The 19,546-nt window shown below is 63.4% G+C and carries 18 protein-coding genes; all 18 read right to left on the reverse strand.

Annotated features, from left to right (window positions below):
* Positions 1–220 precede the first annotated feature (220 nt).
* Positions 221–1,477: a glycosyltransferase gene (locus tag NYR97_RS21750; RefSeq protein WP_316695752.1), complete on the reverse strand. Its 1,257-nt coding sequence runs from the start codon at positions 1,475–1,477 to the stop codon at positions 221–223.
* Entirely contained in the window at positions 1,446–2,078 is a 633-nt protein-coding gene (locus tag NYR97_RS21755; RefSeq protein ID WP_316695753.1) for a hypothetical protein, read from the reverse strand. Before NYR97_RS21755 ends, NYR97_RS21750 begins: the two co-directional genes overlap by 32 nt.
* Positions 2,056–3,210, reverse strand: a complete 1,155-nt coding sequence (locus NYR97_RS21760; RefSeq protein ID WP_316695756.1) for a glycosyltransferase — start codon at positions 3,208–3,210, stop codon at positions 2,056–2,058. Before NYR97_RS21760 ends, NYR97_RS21755 begins: the two co-directional genes overlap by 23 nt.
* Entirely contained in the window at positions 3,201–4,160 is a 960-nt protein-coding gene (locus NYR97_RS21765; protein ID WP_205394413.1) for an NAD-dependent epimerase/dehydratase family protein, read from the reverse strand. Before NYR97_RS21765 ends, NYR97_RS21760 begins: the two co-directional genes overlap by 10 nt.
* Positions 4,157–5,005, reverse strand: a complete 849-nt coding sequence (locus tag NYR97_RS21770; protein WP_316695759.1) for an MBL fold metallo-hydrolase — start codon at positions 5,003–5,005, stop codon at positions 4,157–4,159. Before NYR97_RS21770 ends, NYR97_RS21765 begins: the two co-directional genes overlap by 4 nt.
* Before the next feature lie 35 nt (positions 5,006–5,040).
* On the reverse strand, positions 5,041–6,072 hold the full coding sequence (locus NYR97_RS21775; protein ID WP_316698436.1) for a 3-oxoacyl-[acyl-carrier-protein] synthase III C-terminal domain-containing protein: 1,032 nt from the start codon (positions 6,070–6,072) through the stop codon (positions 5,041–5,043).
* A gap of 114 nt (positions 6,073–6,186) precedes the next feature.
* Entirely contained in the window at positions 6,187–7,212 is a 1,026-nt protein-coding gene (locus NYR97_RS21780; RefSeq protein WP_316698439.1) for a TraB/GumN family protein, read from the reverse strand.
* 92 nt (positions 7,213–7,304) lie between these two features.
* Complete coding sequence (locus tag NYR97_RS21785; protein ID WP_316695761.1) at positions 7,305–7,766, reverse strand: cupin domain-containing protein; 462 nt, start codon at positions 7,764–7,766, stop codon at positions 7,305–7,307.
* A 32-nt stretch (positions 7,767–7,798) separates the two neighbouring features.
* Positions 7,799–8,593, reverse strand: coding sequence for a WecB/TagA/CpsF family glycosyltransferase (locus tag NYR97_RS21790; protein WP_316695764.1), 795 nt, complete (start codon positions 8,591–8,593; stop codon positions 7,799–7,801).
* Between the two features lie 4 nt (positions 8,594–8,597).
* Positions 8,598–9,392, reverse strand: a complete 795-nt coding sequence (locus NYR97_RS21795) for a polysaccharide pyruvyl transferase family protein (RefSeq protein WP_006449127.1) — start codon at positions 9,390–9,392, stop codon at positions 8,598–8,600.
* Between the two features lie 40 nt (positions 9,393–9,432).
* On the reverse strand, positions 9,433–10,632 hold the full coding sequence (locus NYR97_RS21800) for a GumK N-terminal domain-containing glycosyltransferase (protein ID WP_006449128.1): 1,200 nt from the start codon (positions 10,630–10,632) through the stop codon (positions 9,433–9,435).
* Between the two features lie 64 nt (positions 10,633–10,696).
* Positions 10,697–12,181, reverse strand: a complete 1,485-nt coding sequence (locus NYR97_RS21805) for a lipopolysaccharide biosynthesis protein (RefSeq protein WP_043889285.1) — start codon at positions 12,179–12,181, stop codon at positions 10,697–10,699.
* A 17-nt stretch (positions 12,182–12,198) separates the two neighbouring features.
* Positions 12,199–13,248: a glycosyltransferase gene (locus tag NYR97_RS21810; RefSeq protein ID WP_205394406.1), complete on the reverse strand. Its 1,050-nt coding sequence runs from the start codon at positions 13,246–13,248 to the stop codon at positions 12,199–12,201.
* A complete protein-coding gene (locus tag NYR97_RS21815; RefSeq protein WP_316695768.1) occupies positions 13,245–14,387 on the reverse strand; it encodes a glycosyltransferase family 4 protein in 1,143 nt (380 codons plus the stop codon). Before NYR97_RS21815 ends, NYR97_RS21810 begins: the two co-directional genes overlap by 4 nt.
* Positions 14,388–14,454: 67 nt before the next feature.
* A complete protein-coding gene (locus NYR97_RS21820; protein ID WP_316695769.1) occupies positions 14,455–15,543 on the reverse strand; it encodes an acyltransferase family protein in 1,089 nt (362 codons plus the stop codon).
* Positions 15,544–15,556: 13 nt separating this feature from the next.
* Positions 15,557–16,648: an acyltransferase family protein gene (locus NYR97_RS21825; protein ID WP_316695771.1), complete on the reverse strand. Its 1,092-nt coding sequence runs from the start codon at positions 16,646–16,648 to the stop codon at positions 15,557–15,559.
* On the reverse strand, positions 16,645–17,931 hold the full coding sequence (locus NYR97_RS21830) for a polysaccharide biosynthesis protein GumE (RefSeq protein WP_205394812.1): 1,287 nt from the start codon (positions 17,929–17,931) through the stop codon (positions 16,645–16,647). Before NYR97_RS21830 ends, NYR97_RS21825 begins: the two co-directional genes overlap by 4 nt.
* A 94-nt stretch (positions 17,932–18,025) precedes the next feature.
* Positions 18,026–19,480, reverse strand: coding sequence for an undecaprenyl-phosphate glucose phosphotransferase (locus tag NYR97_RS21835; RefSeq protein ID WP_023904402.1), 1,455 nt, complete (start codon positions 19,478–19,480; stop codon positions 18,026–18,028).
* Between the last annotated feature and the right edge of the window lie 66 nt (positions 19,481–19,546).

The raw sequence follows: 19,546 nt of genomic DNA on the forward strand, positions 1-19,546 counted from the left end.
CGTACTTGCGGCGTGTCCCGCGATGGTGGGCGGGCAAGGGCCCTGCAACCAAGCGGCAGATCAGCCGGCTGCGCACCCTTGGCAGTTTTGTGAGCCGCTCTTGGATGTTCAGTCCCGGCAGGCGATTGGAGATTCGCCTGCCCGTATCAACCGCGACCCACGCATCGTGTTGACGCGGCTGCGCTGACGCAATGCGCGACCGATCTCGCGTGGCGACGCATCAGACCTGCGGCACCACACCGGTCTGCGCAAACGCATTCACCAACCGCACGATGCGCGCCTGCGCGTCGATGGCGTGCAGCTCCGTTTGCAATCGACGCACGCCTGACGGCAGCTCGCTCGTGCCAAGCGCCTCTCGTAAAAGCGAAGGCAATTCGTCCAGCTCACGCAACCACCAGGCTGCTCCGGCGACCTGCAGGCGTGCGGCGTGGTCGAACTGATCGTAGTCCAGCGGATACACGATCGATGGCAAGCCGGCAGCGAGGCAGGCGTACAGAATGCCGGCGCCGCCGTGGTGCACCACCAGCGCGTAGCGATGCAGGTGGTGCGCATAGTCGACATACGGCAGACGTTGATAGTTGCCGTGCGCCTGCTGCTGTGGCGCCGCGGTATCGCCATCGCTGAAATGGAAGATCACTTCCGGGAACTGCGGTGCCAGCGCGCGCAGCACCGCATCCATGCGGTGTTTGACCCACTGCAGATGCGTGCCCAGCGTCACCAGCACATGCCGCTGCCCAGCGACGAACTCAGGCGACGCAACTGCCGATGGCGGCGTACACAACTGCGGCCCGACGAAGCGTACCGCCGCAGGCCAGCGCTGCGCCAACTCGAACGACGGCAGACCCAGCGCCAGGATGCACTGCGGCGAATACACCGCTTCGCTGCGATCGCTGCGATAGATCGCCGACAATCCGCAGGCCTGCATCTGGCGCCGATAACAGGCATGCAAGCTTCGTTTGAACCCACGCGTCAAACGCCGCGCGATCGCATGCCAGATCCGCTGCGTTACTGTGGTCGCCGGCAACAGACCGCCGAAATACGCCGGAGGCGCGTCGACTGTTTCGATCACGCACGGCGACGGCATGCTGGTCCACCACGCGATGTCCATCGCCTGCGCCGCCAGCCCCGCGCTGGGCAAGGTGAAATCGACGATCACCAGGTCCGGCCTGCGCTCGCGCCAGTGCGCATTCAGCACATCCCCCATCCGCGCCATCAACCCAAGCGCGTTGTGCAGTTGTCGACGCAAGCGCAACGGGTTGTGGCCCACCGCATGCGGTGGGTTGGCGATCTCCAGCAACAGCCGGTCGGCTTGCGCATCCAGCACGCTGACTGCGCTCAGCCCGCATGCACGGATGCGCGCCTGCGCCGCTGGCGTGCTGATGACCTGTACCTGGTGATGCGGCGCCAGCTGACGGGCGATCGCAAGGATCGGATGCAGGTGCCCGCTATATGGCGGCGCGATCAGATCGATGCGCATCTGCCCTCCCCTGCACGGCGTGTTCGAGCCGCGCGATGAACGCCTGGCAATCGGCGAGCACCGCCGCATTACGCAGGTAATCCATATGCCCGCACGCGGGCGCCAGATCGACCGCAGCGCCGAACAGCGCGCGCGAGATCCAATCGCGCTGTCCTTGCAGCACGCGCAGCTGCCCGAACGACGCGGGCGCGGTGCAGACAGGGCCGTAGGCGAACACCGCCAGACGCGCACGTAGCGCCTGCGGAAGCTGCAATGCAGTGAGTAATTGCAGGCCGCAGCTGCCGGCCAACAGCGCCGTCATCGGCGCCTGCTCCAGTAGCGCCACAACCCGCGTGCGATCGGCGTCCGCAACGCGTGCAGAGCGTGCCGCCAGATATTGGCGCGCATTGGACACACTGGCACGCCAGAGCGGCGTGCGCCGATGTGCCGCGCTATCTGGGCGATACGGATAATTGCAGTCGATCAGCCGCCGGCCCGGTCCTTGCAGCTGCTGCAAGAAGTGCTGTTGTTCGATGCTCAATGCGCAGCGCTGCGGATCGCTTTGCCCGGTGAGGAAGGCGATCTGCAGCGCGGCGCTGTCAATCGGCACGAAAACGGCCATCCGGCAGCACGCGGTAACGCCGGGTACGCCAGCGGATTGTGCGCACCACAGCAGCATGCAGCAGATGCAGCGGCTGCAGACATTCCGCGCACACCGACAGCAATGCCCGGTGACGGAGTGCACCGGTGACCCGCCATTGCACCAGGCACAGCAGCAAGGCACGCAACGGCACTGTGGTCAGCGCACACGCCATTGCCAGCCACGTTGGCTGTACGCAAACAGACAGCAGCAAGGCCAGCAGTAATAGCGGCGGCAGCCCTTGCGACACAATGATTGCGCTGCGTACGCTCACTGTCTGACGGCGCAGCAGGATCAGTGCGAACAACATCCACCGATGCATCTGACGCATGTAACTCGCAAGATCCGGCATCGCAGTGCACATGGCCACCGGCGCGGTGGATTGGCACAGTCGCCCCCCGCGCTCACGCACCAGTGTTGCAAACGCCAGATCGTCGGTCAGCTGCTCCAGCAACGCGGCAAACCCGCCCCAGGCGCGCAGTTGTTCGGTGCGTGCCGCATAGCACATGCCGTTGATGGTCAACGGCGCGGCGAACGGCAGCCAGCCCAGATAGGTGAGCGCCGCATTGTTGTTGACGAACTGCGACAGCAGGCGTCCAGCCATCGTAGTGCTGTCTTGGTAATACGGCAGCGCAGTGACCACATCGGCGTGGGTCAGATCCTGCAACAACTGTGCGAGCGCGCTGTTGCTCAGCTGCGCATCGTCGTCGAGGATCAGGCTGATCGGTGCACGCACATGCGGCAGCGCATAGTCGAGCTTCCATGCCTTCGGATTGATGCCAGGTGGCGCGGGGGGCACCAGCACACGCTCGATGCATCGCTGCGGATACAACGTCACCAATGCATCGGCCACCGTCTTTGCTGCGCAATCCTCCGCATCCAGCAGCCAGATGAAATGCGCCTCCGGCAATGCCTGCAGGTTGGCGGCAAGCACCTGCTGCAAATGCGCGTCGCCGCCCAGGATGGGCTGCAATATCGCGACCTCCGCCTGGGTTGCAGCGGCATCGCTCGATGGCCGCGCGCACGCACCGCGCACGACCCACAGCACCGCAGCCGTCTTGACCATCAGTACCGCCAGATAGGCCACTGCCAACGCCAGTGCGGCTACGCCCATTGCGCCGCCTGCCAACGCACGAACGCCTCGATACCTTCTTCCAGACCAACGCTGGGTTGCCCGAGATCGGCAAGCGTACGTCGTGGATCGAAGGTCTTGGAATAGGCGAACGCGCCAACGCCGAAGCGGGTGATCGGCGGTTCGCCGCGCAGTCGCAGCAGGCGGTAGGCCGCCTCCACCACGCTGGCCATGCGCAGCGCGGTTGCGATACGTACCTCGCGCTGCGGCAACGGCAGCTGCAGGCGCGTCAGCAAGTCCATTAGCAGCTGCTGCAGATCCACCGGCTGGGCGTTGGTGAGGTTGTAGGCCGGTTGCAAGTGCGGCGCGGTGGCCGCGCGATAGAGGTAATCGCATAGCGTATCGATATAGATCAGATCGCCGATCACCGGCTGGGTCTGGCCGACAAAACGTGGCAACGCGCCCTTGCGCGCAGCGGCGATCACGCGCGGGAACAGCACCGTATCTCCCGGCCCGAACACTGCGCGTGGGCGCAGCACGGATTTCTCGCCTGGATAGTGATCGAGCAAGGTTTCGCCCAGATATTTGGTCTGCGCGTAGGTATTGACGAACGCCGGCCCGATCGGGCTGTCCTCGGTGAGGTCGTATTGATGCGCCTCGCGATAGAACACCGAACTCGACGACACATACAGCAGACGCGGGCAGCCATTGCGCTTGCAGAAATCGATGACGTTGGCGGTGGCCTCTACGTTATGCAGCTGGAACTGTGCGCGCGTGCCCCACGGCGATGCCAGTGCCGCTGCATGAATCACCACATCCGGCTGCCACTGCAGCGAGAACGGCCGGCTCAGATCGATGCGGTGGTAGTTGGGTAGATCGCTGGCGCGGCGACCGATGCCATGAATCTCCACACCCGTCTGCCCCTGGAAACGCCGCAGGAACGAACCACCGACAAAACCGGACGCGCCGGTCACGAGAATGCGCAGGCTCATCGCCACTCCGGTTGATAACGGTCAAGGCTGGGCTGGCAGTGCGAAGGCAGGATCGCCAGCTCAGGATGCGCTTGCGACAGCCCGTGCAACTGATGCACGGTGCGTTGAAACGCTGCCCAATCGTGCATCAGTAGACGCGTGGGCCATGCTGGCCACTGCAGCGTTGCCCACGTCGCCGACGACCACACCGCGTCGGCACACAGCAACACCTCGCGGTCGTGCTGATCGCGTAACCACAGGCCCATCTGCCCAGGCACGTGTCCGGGTAACGGCACCGCCAGCACGCTACCGTCTTCGAACAGATCGTAGGCCTCACCCAACCCTTGCCAGGCACCGGTCAGCGCGCGCACTGGCGCTTGTTCGGCGAACTGCAGCCGTCGATCGAAATCGGCCGGTAGCAGCTGCGGCAACAAGGCGCGGCGCAGGCCGCCAATGCGCGAACATCTGCGCAGCTGGTGGTAGTCCGCGCGCAGGCAGATGAAGCGCGCCTTCGGCAGATCGCGCAGACCGCCGACATGGTCGGCATGGAAGTGCGAAATCAGGCACCAGGCAATCTCCTCCAGCTGCACGCCGCGACGCGCCAACTGTGCGCCCAGCGTTTCGTGCGCTGGCAAGCTCACCGGCGTGGCCCAGCGGTACAGGCGCTCGGGCCAGGGATCGGTGGCGCGAAAGAAATGCGCGGCATAGCCGGTGTCGTACAGCAGCGCCCCACGCTGCGGATGCCGAATCAGCACGCTCAATGCCGGGAACTCCACCGCATGCCAGTGCCCGTCCGCACGCACCATGCGCTCGCAATGGCGGCAATGGCCGATGCGCAGCAACTCCAGCGACACACGCGGCGGCATCAGTGCGAGTCCTGTTCGGGAAGTGAGCACACGCCCTAGTACCGCAGCACCATGCCGCCGATCGCCAGCCCGGCGCCGGTACCGAGCAGTGCGAACAGATCGCCGCGCTGCAGACGCTGCTCGATCCGCGCGTGATGCAGGGCGTGCGGCAACGATGCGGCGACCTGATTGCCGGTGGCATGCAGGATGCGAATCACCTGGTCGGCGCGCAGCCCCAAGGCCTGCACCACATGATCCAGACCGCCGCCGGAGGCCTGATGCGGCACGAAGCAGCGCAAGGCGTCTGTGGTGGTGCCCGCCTCGCGCAGTAGTTGCTCCCAGAAGGCAGGCAGGTAACGCGCAGCGAAGCGGTAGGCGCCGCGCCCATCCATGCTGAAGGTGCGCGCAGCATCGGGCGCACTGTCTTCGCCACGCGGATAGCGCGTGCCGCCGCCGCGAATGCGGCACAGATCGGCGCCACTGCCATAACTGGACAGGCGACTGGACAGCAGTGCCGAGCCTTCATCTGGCGCGCTGCGCCCCACGATCACTGCAGCGGCACCATCGCCGAACAGCCCGGCGGTCGCCGGCGCCGATACATCCAGGCCGCCTGATGCGACTTCACTGGAGACGATCAACACGCGCTGGTAGCGCCCGAGCGCCAGCGCATTGGCGGCCATGTCCAATGCCACCAGAAAACTCAGACAGGTCGCATTGACGTCGAACGCGGGAATGCCCGAATCGCCCAGGCCAAGCGCGCGCTGGATCAATACCGCCTGGCAGGGAATCGGCTGCTCCATGACGCTGCAGGCCGAGATCAGGCAATCGATGTCGCCGGCCTCGATGCCGGCGCTGGCCAGCGCCTGGATCGCGGCGGCGGCGCCCATCGACGATGCGGTCTCGCCCTCACCCACGTAATGGCGGCTGGCCACACCCGAGCGCGCGAACGTGGTGCCCGCCGGCAACTGCCAGCGCGCGTCCAATTGTTGCGAGGTCACCTCCGTCGCGGGGACATGGCGCCCGGTGCCCAGAATGCGCAGCGGCAATGCGTTCAACGCGGAGGTCTCATTGGACAAGGCGCGCAGCATAACGTGGCTGGCGTTGACCGACTCGATCGATCGCACGCTGCGCATCGCCTGCAGACGAAGAAGGCCATGGCACGGCCGATCAAGCCTTAGGAGCGGACATCGAACCTGCTGCGCTTACGGCGCCTCCACCGCATACCCCATCGCCTGCAGCCGTGCGAGATATCCATCCGGCGCCGTCAGCCGGCTGATCGGCAGCACCGCGAAGGTGCTGCGATTGCGCTGCAGCGCGGTGGTCGCAATGCTCAGCCAGTGCTCGCGCATGCGGCGTTCGAGATCGTCGATACCACGCGCCCTGGCCGCACCGGAGCTGGCCATCGCGCTCATGCAGGCGGCCTGCGGATCTTCGCGCGGCAGTTGGCGCAGCGCTTCGATATCGCCCACCGACCATGCGTTGGCGCGCTCGACCATCGTGGGCAGGTCGCGCTCCACTGTTACCAGAATGCTGCGAAAGCACGCGGTATCGTCCATGCCGCCGGCACGGAATTCCTTGATGGCCTGGCGCGGGTCCTTGATCGTGTAGTCCAGCGCCGTAGGTGTCGGTTTGATACCTGCGCGCTTGGCGGCACGCTCCACCACCGACCAGATCACCGGCGAACGGGCAAGGCCGGAGCGTTTGATCGCCGCCTGATACAACTCACCGGCGGCAAGCATCGGGCGCTTGCGCTCCACACCCCGATCGCCACCGATATAGCGTGCCTTGGCCAGGCTCCAACGGGCATACAGATCGGCCGGTAACACTTCGCGTAGTTCGCGGCCGTCTTCGTTCTTCATCGCCTTCATCGCGGACGGCAGCAAGGTCAGCTTGCCGAAAAATCCCATGTCCGCATCGATCTGCACGGTCGGCGCCATCAGGACCTGCTGGGACTGCCCGATGATCGTTTCCACCTCGGTCGACTGCCACTGCAACCGCTTCGGCAATGGCGACAAGGTGCCCAGGATCCACAACACATGATCGCCCTTGCTGACCTTCCACAAGCCAGGGCCGGGTTGCACGCCGCGTACCACCATCGCTTCCAGATCGACCACCGCCGGTGGCGATGGCGATGGCGCAGCCACTTTCGGCGTGGTGCTATCGCTGGCCGCCGCCAGCAGCGACACCAGCATCAATCCGACTCCCCACACCGCCCCCTTGCGTCGCATCACCTGTCGCCCCTGTGTGAGACGCGGACATTACGCCAAGCCCAAAGCCGCCGCGTTAGGGAAGCGTTCGGCATGGCAGGCGCAACCGTGGCTCAGCGCGGGATCAGGGCTGCCAACTGCGCGGCCAGCGGCGAGGCATCGTCGAGCAGCGCGAACCCTTCCCACACAAACCCGGGCGAGACCGTGCAACCCACCAGGGTGAAATCGCCAAGCGAGCGTGCTGCCTGCCAGCAGCCGGCCGGCACCACGTGCATCGGCTCACCGCGCTCGGCCGCATCCAGGGTCAGGCGTTGCAACTGCCCGCTGGCCTCATCGTAGATCAGCAGCTCCAGCGCATCGCCTTGCTGCCAATGCCAGCTTTCCTCGGCGTCCACGCGATGCCAGGCGCTGCATTCGCCGGCACTGAGCAGAAAGCGGATCGCGGTCAGCGCGGGACGCGTGTGCCCGCCATCGGTCACCTCACGCGCAGATGCATACACACGGCGAAAATGCCCGCCTTCCGGATGCGGGGCGAGGTCGAGCGAGCGAATCAGGTCGGCGGCGGTTGGATGCATGCGCACATGCTAGGGCAGCGCGCCGCCGTGCATCAGGGTAAATGCTTGCCAGCACGCAGACAGGTGCGGAAGAACACCAGCAGATCCCAGCTGTAGCGCTTGAGCAGACGGCGCGGCTCGTGGAGCAGCCGATACATCCATTCCATATGCAGACGCTGCACCCAGTCGGGCGCACGCTTGGCGGTGCCGGACAGGAAGTCCAGCAGCGCGCCAACACCAAACACCAGCGGCACCGTCAGCACCTGGCTGTGATCGAGGATCCAGCGCTCCTGCAAGGGGTTGCCGAAGGCCACCAGCAGCACATCGGCGCCGGAGCGGTTGATGCGCTCGGCCAGGCCCTCGCCCGCCGCGGCAAACTCGCCGTAGCCATCGCACATGCCCACCACCTGCTGCCCCAGCGTGCCGGTCAGCGTGGCGGCCGCGGTCTTGCCCACGCCCGGGCGCCCGCCGAGCAGGAAGAACTTGAGCGGATGCGCAGCGTGGCGACACAGATACGGAATCAGATCGGTGCCATTGAGATTGCCGGCAAAGCGGCGGCCGTGGATCAGCCGCGCGGCCAGATCCATCCCGATCCCGTCATTGACGATGCGCACGCTGGGCTCGCGCATCCGCATGCGCAACGCCTGGCATTGCACGATGAAATTGGTGTTGGCAAAGAACACCCGGCGCCGCTGCTGCGCCGCCAGCGCATGGAACAACTCCAGCGCAAAGGCTTCCTGCGTCGTGGACAACACCGGAAAACCGCCAAGCGGAATCACCACGCCTTGGGGTGGCGCGGCATTGGCGGAGGTCGTCGTTTCGGTTTCCACGCGCTGGCCCTGCATCATCGAATCACCAAAGGTCGTAAGGGAATGCGGCCAGCAATCCGGCCTGCAAACTCGCCAGGTCGAACTCGCCATTGCCGCCCAGATCCAGGCACTCTTCCACGCTATTGCCCGAATGCCACTGCGTGCGTCCGGTACCGTTGTAGTAGTCGTCGTACTTGAAGCGGTCTTCGCCGTTGCCCCAGTCCAGATATACCGCCGGGATCCCGTACGCCTCGGCCAGAATCAGCCCGTGCAGCGAGCTGCTAATCACCAGCTCGGCACCCAGCAAGGCGCTCATGAAGGTCGCAGGCTTGACGTTGGGAAACACCAGATGGTCGGCATACGCGCTGTATTTTTCGACCGGCTCGTTGAAGTGCGGAACGATGGCGAACGGACGCTTGTTTACCGCGCCAAGCGCATCGGCGGGAAAGAACATCGGCGTCAGCAGACCGGGGTCGCCATAGACCTCGGGCACCGCGATGCCGCGCTCCATCAAGAATTTGCGCGTCTTCGGCCCACGCACCGCACGCACGTCGAGCGTACTGAAGGTGTTGCGTTCGGCCGGAATCTTGCCGTTGATGCCACTGCCCCAGACGGTGTCGCCATCTTTGGCGAAGTGCAGCACCGAGCCGATCGCGATCAATTTCTTGCTGAGATCGCGCTTTTCAATCAGCGTTTTGTCCTGCAGGGACAGCACGCAGGAGACGATCACCTTGGACAGGTGATCCCCCATGTTGACGCCAGCGTTTTTCGGCTGCCACCAGAACAGTGCACGACGTTCGGCATGTTCTATCCACTTCTGCAGTAAAGCGTTGGCCATCGTGAGGGATCTCCTTTAAAAAACGAGTGAGCGCGCCGCATCAATGCGAAAGCGCAGCCTCCGCAGAGGTGCGCGCGGCTGCGCCGGTGTTGTGCGGGTACAACCGGGTCTCTGGATACGCACCGGGATTGAGCACGCGATCGGTGGTATCGGACCAATTCAGGCACTGGCGATAGCGCACGTGCGGCGCTTCCAATGCCAGCCCGATTGCAGCAATGATCGAATCAGCGTCGCCCGGAGTGTAGCCGAAACGCGACTGATAGGGCCCGACGACGACGTTCGGGCAGACTGCCGGCAGCCCAAAAAAATCGTACTGCAACAGCTTCATCGAGCTGTCGGCCAGATAGATCGGCACCTGCTCGGATGCATAAGGCGCAATACCGAAACGGGCGTGCTTGATGTAGCCGATGGTCTCGACGTGTTTCATTTCGCCATAGACCGTCACATTGTCGCCGTAACCAGGATGACGCCCCATGCCCGAGCCGATCACATGGAAGGTGACGTGCGGAAAGGCCTTGCTGGCGACGACGAAGAATTCCGGATCGAACAACATCGAGCCTACTGCCACCGCATGGATGCCCTCGCCATACGGCGATGGGTCGCCCAGCTGGTCCAGGTTGTGATCCACGCCATGGCCGACGTGATAGACGTTGTCGCGGCTTGCCACTTCCTCGGCCATCGCTGGCGATACCAGTGCGATCACATCGAGCGTTGGCGCAACACGGTCGAACTCGCGCTCGATGTAGGAAGCCACATTGATCGTGCTCAAGGCATCGGATGCACGATAGACCAGCTTGGCCGCAGGATTGATGCGCTTGGCGAGCTCGATGAAGGCAACTGCAATGCCACTCTCGAATACGATCACGTCCGCCTCGCGCATCCAGTCAAGCAACTGACGCGGTGGATGCGCGGCGTACCAGCGAAACATCGCATCCTCGACCGCACGTAGCCACGCGCGGCGTGTATTGAACGGGTGCACCGTGGTGCGCCAAAGATAGCAGTCGACCCCCTTGTGCGAGACGACGGTGTTCGCCGTTTCGTCCAGCGGCAGTCGCATGTCGCCCTTCATGCGCGAGAGCCTGCTGTAACGCAGCGAGAAGAATCGCGTCGTCCCGCGCAACGCCAGCTGATCGGTAATGAAATGGATATTGGCGCGGCGCGGCGTGCGGTAATCGTGTGCGGACAAGACCAGATAGCAAGGCCGGGCAATGCCGGTAGCGGCGGCGGGTGTGTCGCTCATGGGCCGTGTCCTATGGATGAGTGGGAGAAAGCATGCACGAACGCAGGCGGAGACAGTGACGATCTCATCGGCGTGCCTTGGCCTGGGTCAATAATTTACGGATGTTGACGATGGACAGCACATCGCGGCGGAACGCCGGCCAGATCGCCAGGGCCAGCAGGCAGACGGCTGCCATCGCGCCCGCCCCAGCGGCAAGTTGCTGCCACAACGGGCCACCAGCCACGACTGAGGCGTAGTAGGCGCAGCCACCAGCCACGCCATATGCCACCATCGGGCGCAAGGCGTTGGTGAACAGCGAGCGCACCGGCGCATCGGAAATCTTGCCAATCCAGACCAGCGACAACGGCCAGATCAACAGCAGCCCGAACGAATAGCCGATCGCCACGCCCATCGCGCCCCAGCGCGAGCCGGCAAAGATGCAGCCAATCAGCACGATGCGACCGACCAGCGAATAAATCAGCTGCTGGCGCATCAATCCCTTGGACAGGAAGACCCAATAGGTGGCGTAGGACGCGGTCTGGAAAATTCCGCCCAGGGTCAACACCTGAAACAACGGAACCGCATCGCGCCACTGCTCGCCAAGCACCAGCACGATCAACGGCATCGCCAGCGCACAGGAAAAGGCGAACAGTGCAAAGATCAAATGCACCATTACCGTTTGCCCACGCAGCAGGAAAGCGTTGAAGCGTTCGCGGTCGTCCTGCAGCTGCGACAGCACCGGCAACGCCACGCTGGTCGCCGGTGCGTTGATCTGGTTCAACGGCATCATCAGCAATTGGAAGGCGCGGTTGTACAGGCCCAGCGCATCGGGGCCGGTCCGCCAACCGATGATGACCTGGCCGACATTGCGGCTGGCATATCCCAGCAACTGCGCAGCCATCAGATTCCAGCCGAAGCTCATGAAATCGCGCATCGGCGCGGCACGCTGGTAGCCGCGTGGCAACCAGCGCGAGCAACTCGCGGCGATCAAGAAATTGACGCTGGCTTGCACCACCTGCTGCACCACCAGCGCCCAGTAACCCCAACCGAGCAACGCCGCAGCAACAGCTGCAACCAAGCCCAGCACCTGCGAACCGACATCACTCAACGCCACCTGCCCGAAGCGCAGGCCACGGCTCAGATGCGCGCGGTACTGCGTGGTCATGCCGTTGATCAGGAAGGTCACTGCCAGTGCCTGCGAGATCATCACCAGCGCCGGCTCTTTGTAGAAATTGGCGATCAGGTGGGCAGAGGCATACACCACCACCGATAGCGACAAGCCGATACCGCTGTTGATCCAGAACAGGTTGTCGCGTTGTTCGCGGCTGACATGCTTGGCTTGCACGGCAGCGGCGGACAGACCGAAATCGCGCAGGATCTCGGCTGCACCGACGATCGCGGTGACCATCGCCATCAGGCCGTAGTCGTAAGGCGTCAGCAACCGCGCCAGCAAAATGATGCCGCCGAACTGCACGACCATCTTGGCGGACTGGCCGATCATGGTCACCGCTGCGCCACCGGCGGCACGCGAACCGAGGCTGCGTGGTGGGGGCGGCGTTGGGGATGTCATCGTTGGGATCTCTGCGGTCACAGCGCGGCGTCTCCATCCTTGCCGAGCGCTTCCAGGTAGGTGCGGTAGTGCAACTGCCCGATCCGTGGCCAATCACGTTGCGAAAGATCCGGTGCCGGGCCGCGTGGCGCGGCGCGTACCTTGTCCAGCATGCCGGTCAGCAGCGCTGCATCGAAATCGCCTTCATAGAGAAACACCCAGCCCGGGCCGACTTCCTCGGCAATGGCCGCATTCGACTCGCTCCACGGTGCCAGCACCGGGCGCGCCAGCGATAACGCCAGCAGCAGCGTGCCTGAGTTGTGCATCTGCCGATACGGCAACACCACCAGCTCGGCCTGGCTGACTTCGCGCGCCAACACCGGTTCTTCGACATAGGCCAGCAGCGCGGTGACGCGCGGATCCTGCGCGCAGGCATCCTCCACCAGCGTGCGCATCTGCGGCGTGGCGGGGTTGCCGACGATGCGTAGATTCAAGCGCGCATCGTCCACCTCGCGCATCACATCCAGCAGCGTTTCCACACCCTTGTAAGGACGAATCAAACCGAAGTGCAGCAGCCGCCCCGGCACCGTACTGCCCTGCTGCATGGTCGCGAACCAATCGCGGTAGTGGCCATGCAGGATGGTGTCGGTGAATGGCGGTCGCGGCGGCGTGGTCGCATTGATGCGGATCCAGCGACGCGTCAAACGGTCGATCCACCGCAACAGGTTGCGCTCACGCCAACCGCGATCTTCGTGCGGCGCCAGGTTGTGCAAGGTACGCACCACCGGCGTGCCGGTCAGTTGCAGCTTGAGCAACAACAGCGCCGCACACACCTGTTTGGCCAACGTGCCGGCAGCACTCGGATGACGCAGCAGATACTCCGGCCAATGCAGATGCAGTACGTCGTAACGCGACAACAACGCATCGCGCATCGAGAAGAAGCGCGGTTGCACCGCATCCGGCAACGAAGCGTAGAGCTGAGTCAGATACGGATTGGTATTGGCATTGGGCTTCTCGGTGGAGAACAGCACGGTGACCTGCGGCTGCGTGGCTGCACGCGTCAGCGAGGGAGACGCAAGCGCACTCATCGCACCGCCTCCTGCGCGCGGCGCGTGCCCAGCGCGGTGTGGTATTCGTCGATATAGCGCCCCACCACATGCTTCCAGTCGTAGCGGCTCACATATGCCATGGATGCGGCACGACGCGTATCGAAGTCAGCATCCGACTGCAGCGCAAGCGCCTGCACCTGATCGGCCGCTATCTCGAGCCTGTCGCGATTGACGATCACGCCCTGACCGGACTCGCCGGCAAGACGCACGAACGGCGGGATATCGCTGAGGATCGGAATCAGGCCCGCACTCATCGCCTCGACCGCCGCAATGCCGAACCCTTCATGCCGCGACAGACACACGAAGAACTGCGCCTGGTGCATCAACGCCCGCAGCTCTTCCTGCGAAGGCGACATGCTCAGCTGCACCTTGTCCTGCAAGCCACGCTCGGCGATCGCCTTGCGCAGATCGGCCTCGTTCAAATCGTACTCGCGGCCGGCGATGATCAGCCGCCACTGCGGGTCGCGCCTGAGCGCGGCCTGCAGCAACTCCAGGGTTTCGATCAGCCCCTTGTTCACCGACCAGCGTCCGAAGTACAGCAGCGTGCGTCCCGGCGTCGTTGCACCCTGCCCCGCGTATTTCTCAACGTCCACCCCGTTTTCGATCACCCGCAGGCGCGCCGGCGAAACGACCTTGGCGAACAGTTCGCCATCGTTCTCGCTGGTGGCGATCACCCGCGCATACGCCAGCGCGGAGCTGCGGGTGAGCGTCTGAAACCACAGCTGCTTCATGCGCGATGCGTAGGCGGTATGGAAAAACCCGCCATGCGTGGACACCACCATCGGCTTGCCATGCAGCGGCTTGGTCAGCGCAAGGTAATCGTAGAAAAAGTCGATGCCATGCAGATGCACCAGATCCGCCGAGCGAATCGCATTGAGCACCGATGGCGCAAACGGGTAGCGCGACGAACCGCGATAGCCAATGCGCCGGATCGGCAGGCCCTGATGCGTTTCCTGCGCAGCAAGTTGCGCGCCTGGATCGGTGAACACCCGGTCCAACGTCACGATCTCCACCGTATCGGCACTATTGGCCTGATGTTGACGGGCCACATTGAGAACGACTTCCTCCATGCCTCCGATCGAAGGATGGAATTGGCGGACAACATGCACCACTTTCATTACGCCAATCTCCTGTGCCCACAACGCGCAACTGCGTGTTGCGACGGCTGATGATTCTGGAAGCTCGTCATTTACCTTTCAACCCCAACATCCACGGCGCAATGCGCACCAACGCTGCACGCATCGGCACACTGGCAACAATCGCCGCCGTGCACAAACTCATCGCCCATGCTGGCGTGCCGATCATGCTGGGTGCGATCACACCGGTGCGTGCCACCACGCTGGTGAGTACCAGAAACACCAACGTATGCGTGCACAGAATCAGCAAGGTGTTGGCGCCAATCCACTGCAGCCAACGCCATTGCCGAACGAAGTAGGCAACGCACAAGGTCATCGCCGTGCCCAGCAGGCTGACCAGCAAAAACACCGCAGCGGACTGCCCGAACTGCAGATTGTTCACATCCACTTGTCCGTTCCATGCCGCCAACCACCACCAGGCCGCTGCCAGCACCGGGAGTGCCAACGCCCATGCCATGGCGCCAAGCGACCGCAGCGCATCGGCGTAGCGCGATAGCCAGCCGCCAACGGCGATGAAGAACAGCGCGACCGGCAACACGTCCAACGCAAACGGAAGCCGGAGCTGCAGCGACGGGAACCAGCCGGCCCATGCCAAGGCAAGCGGCAGGCAGGTCGCAGCCAGCACCGTCGTACTCAAACGCGCGCGCAATGCAATGTAGGCGAGCGTGGTGACAAACAGCGCCGGCAAAAACCACAGCGCCGGAAGCACATACAGGCTTGCGCCGTTGGCCCAGAACAGACCCGCAAACGGGTCCCACCACGGCAAGCTGTGCGATGGATGCGCCGCGCGGCTGGTCACTCCCATCAACATCCAGCAAGCGTAGGCCACCAGGAAGAACGCAAGGTAGGGAATGAGCAGCGTGCGCGCCAACTTCTTGATCGTCGCCACCGTCATTGCACGGCGGCCGAAGCGCTCGCCCACCCAGCCGGACAGCACAAAAAACAACGGGACGTGAAAGCTGTAGGCGAACAGCTTGTAGGCCGCCGGCATGCCGCTGGCATGCCCCAACACCACCAGGACGATGGCCAGCGCTTTTGCTGCATCGATCTGCCAATCGCGGGTCAACGCCGGTGCTGGCGTGGCCCTGGCCCCCGGGCTGTCGTGCCTGGCTGCAGTGGAGTACGGCGCGGTCGTCATGGCGCGGTACCGGTCATGCCGCCACCGGGCGGGCACCCAATGTCCACGGCGCGAAACGCATCAGGAACCAGCGCAGCGGCACGCATGCGGCCAACGCGAAGATGGTGACGAACAACGCCCAGCCGAGCCCCGGACGCGAGGCACCGAATCCGCCAGCCAGTGCTGCAACACCGGAAAGCACGAAAAACACCAGCATGTGCGTGCACAGGATCAACAACGTATTGCGCCCGATCCACTGCACCCATGCCCAGCCTTGCACCAACCGCGCGGCGCAGATCACCATCAGCGACCCGAGCACCGCGCTCAACAGAAACAACGCGTGATTGCGGCCGAATTCCAGCATATTGACGTCGATCCGGCCGTTGACATCAGCCAGCCAGGCAACCGCAATCGCCAGCACTACCGTCGCAAGCACGCTCCCAACCAACGACTTCGGCAGGTGCGGCGAGAGGTGGATCAGCAAGGCGCCAAGTGCATAGAAGCACAGCGACACCGGTAGCACATCCAGCCCGAAAAAAATCCGCACACCCTGTGCCGGGAACCAGTGCATCCAGAACCAGGCCACGACCAGCGACGCCACCGCAATCACCACCGGCGACAGCCAGCGGCGCAGCAGCACGTAACCAACCACCGTCACCAGCATCACCGGCAGAAACCACAGCGGAGGCTGCACGTACAGGTCCGGGCCGATCCCGGTGAACATGGCCACGATCGGCTCCCACCACGGGTGACTGCCCCAGCGCGCCGCCTTTTCGCCGATATTGCGTGTCAGCAGCCAATACGCATAGCCAAGCAGATAGAACACCACATACGGCAACAACAGGCTGCGCGCCTGCTTGCTGAAGGTCTGCGACAGCCCGGTAGCGCGCGAGGCGTACCCGGAGGCCAGCCAGCCGGAGACCAGAAAAAATAGCGGCACATGGAAGCTGTAGGCGAACAAGGTCATGCCGTGCGGCACACCCTTGGCGTGGCAAAACACCACCAGCAAAATCGCGATCGCCTTGGCGGCATCGATACGCAAATCGCGACCGCGTTGTGGGGTGGCGACGTGTGCGCCGGCAGTCGGCAAGACCGGCTGCTGTGCCTGCGTCGCCGCCAGATTCATCGCGCCCCTCCCGCAGGCAATGGCAGCTGCCCGCCATCGTCGGCTGGATCCTGCTTGCTCACGTTAGCCGCCGTTGCAGCAGACCAGGTCGGCAGCATGTGCCACATGCAGCCACACACGAACCACCACAGCGCCGAGGTCTTGATCGAAAAGTAGCCGTTGGACACCAGCAGACTCAGCGCGAACGCAAAGATCGCCAGGTTCTTGAACAGCTGCCCTTCCTTGCTCGGCATCAGCAGCAGGAACGAATAGGACAACAGAAACGCCAGCACGCCGACGATCGACTGCGATGCGATGAAGTAGGCAATACCACTGTCGAAGTAGCGATACGCCTGCGCAAAATCCAGGCCCATCCAGGACTCGAACGACAGGTTGTTCATCGAATAAACGGTGAAGAATATCCGCCCCATCGTGTTGTCCTGATAGGCGGTGATCCCGGTGATCCACACCAACAACCACGCGGTCATGATCACCACCAGAAACACCAGGAACGCCAGTCGCTGATCCAGGCGCTTCAATAGCGGCGACAGCAACACCATCAGCACACAGGTGCCCGCCGCGAGCCGTCCATCGGAGGCAACGATCATGAAACCGATCAAGCCGACCGACAGAATCAGCATCGACGGCCGCATCCAACGCCAGAACACCAACACGATTGCGGTGAAAAAGCAGATGTAGTTACCCATCGTCACCGGCTCGATGAACATCGAGGAGGCGCGCGGCAGGTTGGAGCCCGGCAGGAAGTTACGTTCGCCCGGCCGCGTGGCGCTGACGAACAGATTGCTGTCTTCGTTCCAGAAGCCTTCCGCGCTCATGCCACGCGCATTGACGAAGAAGCTCTTCGGATTGACCAGATCGCCGTACGCGCTTGGCATCGCCAGCTCGAAGGCGGCAACCAGCGAGACGATGATCGTCATGCGCACGAACAGCTTGGGCACTGACCCGGTATAGGCCGAACCCAGCACGACAAACGCAAACACCACCAGGGCATCACGGAAAAATTTGGGATCGATCTGCCAGTTCACCAGAAAGCGCACGAACATCAAGCTGACGATCAGCCCCAACCCGCTGATGATCAACGCGATGCGCTTGCGGCTCATCGAGCCCAGGCCAAGCAGGAAGCACGCGGCGTAGATGATGAATTCGACCGCGTAGGTGATCACCGGACGCACCGTGAACACGTTCGCGTTGATCAGCGCCAGCACCAGGTTGTAACCCACGCCGACCAACAGCGTCAGTTCGATCAGCAGGTTATGCCAGCGAACGCGGGTCTCCTCGCTCATTTGGATCAGCATGCAGACGCCTGCTTGAAAGGGGCGGCTGCGATGCAGCCGCCCGCGGCGCTGGACGCGCCAGGTCGCACACTACCCACCATCATCAGTACGCGGTCTTCTGTCCGAACACCCGCACCGCAGTCAGCACGATGATGCGGATATCCAGCCACAGCGACCAACGACGTATGTAGTCCAGGTCGTACTGGATACGCTTCTTCATCGTACGCAGTTCGGGGGTTTCGCCACGGAAACCGTTCACCTGTGCCCAACCGGTGATCCCCGGCTTGACGTAGTGACGCTGCATGTAATGGTTGATCAGCTTTTCGTAATGCGTGTTGTGCTGCGCGGCGTGCGGACGCGGGCCCACGATCGACATGCTGCCGCCCAGCACGTTGAAGATCTGCGGCAACTCATCCAGGCTGCTGCGACGCAGGAACGAACCGAAGCGCGTGATGCGGGTGTCGTTCTTGGTCGCCTGCTGGATGGTGGTGCCGTGGTCGTCATGCACGCGCATCGAGCGGAACTTGAACATGTAGAACTCGCGACCGCCCAGGCCATGACGACGCTGACGGAAGAACACCGGACCCGGCGAACTCATCTTGACGCCCACCGCAATCGCGGCCATCAACGGCCACAGTCCCATCAGCGCGATCACGGCCAGGATCTTGTCCTGCAGCGCCTTGGCGACCACGAAGTAATTGTCGCGATCCACACCGCCCTGACGCAGATTGATCACCGGCACATTGCCGATCTGCTCGCCAGACTGATTCAACAGACCGAAGTCGAACAGATCCGGCACCAGCTTGACGTTGATCGGATAACGATCCAGACGCTGCAGCAACTGCTTGATGTGATCGCGCTCGCCCAGCGGCAACGAGATCCATACCTGCTCGACCTGGTTGTCCTTCAGATACTCGATCAACGCGTCCGGGTCGCCCAGGCACGGCAGCGACTGCCGCTGCTCGGTCACGGCGATGTCGTACGGCGTACGGAAGTAGCCGACCAGATTCATGCCGACCCAGGGATTGCGGCTGAGGTAGTGATTGATCTTCATCACCGGATGGCGCAAACCGACCACCACCACACGCTGCACGTCCACGCCTTGCGTGCGCAGATGGTTCAGAAAGCCGCGCAGTACCGTGCGTGCCGCCACCAACGAAGCCAGACCACCGACAAACCACAAGCCGATCCAGCCGCGCGACACCTGCTCGCCCACCTGCACGATCAGCGCGTGCACCGCGAACAACGCGAACACACCACCGAACGCACCACCCAGGACCAACAACTCGCTCAACAACCCGCGACCGCGCCAGCTGCGATACAGCGGGAACAGCGCAAAGCAGATCACCGAATACAACAAGGTGGTGGCGATCGCGACCCGATACGGCGCCGCCGGCACCCAGGAGCCGAACACGATGCGATACGCAATCAGTCCGGAAACCACGACCATGGTCAGGTCGAAGACGCGCAAAACCAGGTCGGCTGCAGCCGAATACTTGGACAACAATCGCGGCGAGGATGTGGTGTAGGTCGCGCTACTCAAGTCTGCCAAAAGCATGGGGATGTCCTCCAAACTCGATACGGCGCATGCGGGGGAACATACGAAACGCACGCGAGCTTTCAA

It is taken from the genome of Xanthomonas hydrangeae, assembly GCF_032697525.1.
Taxonomy (GTDB): domain Bacteria; phylum Pseudomonadota; class Gammaproteobacteria; order Xanthomonadales; family Xanthomonadaceae; genus Xanthomonas; species Xanthomonas hydrangeae.

What these genes read in the sequence shown, in the direction of transcription:
- NYR97_RS21790 (WP_316695764.1), bottom strand. Translation starts at nt 8,593, where the DNA reads ATGATGCAGGGCCAGCGCGTGGAAACCGAAACGACGACCTCCGCCAAT.
- NYR97_RS21805 (WP_043889285.1), bottom strand. Translation starts at nt 12,181, where the DNA reads ATGACATCCCCAACGCCGCCCCCACCACGCAGCCTCGGTTCGCGTGCC.
- NYR97_RS21780 (WP_316698439.1), bottom strand. Translation starts at nt 7,212, where the DNA reads ATGCGACGCAAGGGGGCGGTGTGGGGAGTCGGATTGATGCTGGTGTCG.
- NYR97_RS21770 (WP_316695759.1), bottom strand. Translation starts at nt 5,005, where the DNA reads ATGCCGCCGCGTGTGTCGCTGGAGTTGCTGCGCATCGGCCATTGCCGC.
- NYR97_RS21755 (WP_316695753.1), bottom strand. Translation starts at nt 2,078, where the DNA reads ATGGCCGTTTTCGTGCCGATTGACAGCGCCGCGCTGCAGATCGCCTTC.
- NYR97_RS21835 (WP_023904402.1), bottom strand. Translation starts at nt 19,480, where the DNA reads ATGCTTTTGGCAGACTTGAGTAGCGCGACCTACACCACATCCTCGCCG.
- NYR97_RS21815 (WP_316695768.1), bottom strand. Translation starts at nt 14,387, where the DNA reads ATGAAAGTGGTGCATGTTGTCCGCCAATTCCATCCTTCGATCGGAGGC.
- NYR97_RS21825 (WP_316695771.1), bottom strand. Translation starts at nt 16,648, where the DNA reads ATGAATCTGGCGGCGACGCAGGCACAGCAGCCGGTCTTGCCGACTGCC.
- NYR97_RS21765 (WP_205394413.1), bottom strand. Translation starts at nt 4,160, where the DNA reads ATGAGCCTGCGCATTCTCGTGACCGGCGCGTCCGGTTTTGTCGGTGGT.
- NYR97_RS21760 (WP_316695756.1), bottom strand. Translation starts at nt 3,210, where the DNA reads ATGGGCGTAGCCGCACTGGCGTTGGCAGTGGCCTATCTGGCGGTACTG.
- NYR97_RS21795 (WP_006449127.1), bottom strand. Translation starts at nt 9,392, where the DNA reads ATGGCCAACGCTTTACTGCAGAAGTGGATAGAACATGCCGAACGTCGT.
- NYR97_RS21800 (WP_006449128.1), bottom strand. Translation starts at nt 10,632, where the DNA reads ATGAGCGACACACCCGCCGCCGCTACCGGCATTGCCCGGCCTTGCTAT.
- NYR97_RS21775 (WP_316698436.1), bottom strand. Translation starts at nt 6,072, where the DNA reads ATGCTGCGCGCCTTGTCCAATGAGACCTCCGCGTTGAACGCATTGCCG.
- NYR97_RS21750 (WP_316695752.1), bottom strand. Translation starts at nt 1,477, where the DNA reads ATGCGCATCGATCTGATCGCGCCGCCATATAGCGGGCACCTGCATCCG.
- NYR97_RS21785 (WP_316695761.1), bottom strand. Translation starts at nt 7,766, where the DNA reads ATGCATCCAACCGCCGCCGACCTGATTCGCTCGCTCGACCTCGCCCCG.
- NYR97_RS21820 (WP_316695769.1), bottom strand. Translation starts at nt 15,543, where the DNA reads ATGACGACCGCGCCGTACTCCACTGCAGCCAGGCACGACAGCCCGGGG.
- NYR97_RS21810 (WP_205394406.1), bottom strand. Translation starts at nt 13,248, where the DNA reads ATGAGTGCGCTTGCGTCTCCCTCGCTGACGCGTGCAGCCACGCAGCCG.
- NYR97_RS21830 (WP_205394812.1), bottom strand. Translation starts at nt 17,931, where the DNA reads ATGAGCGAGGAGACCCGCGTTCGCTGGCATAACCTGCTGATCGAACTG.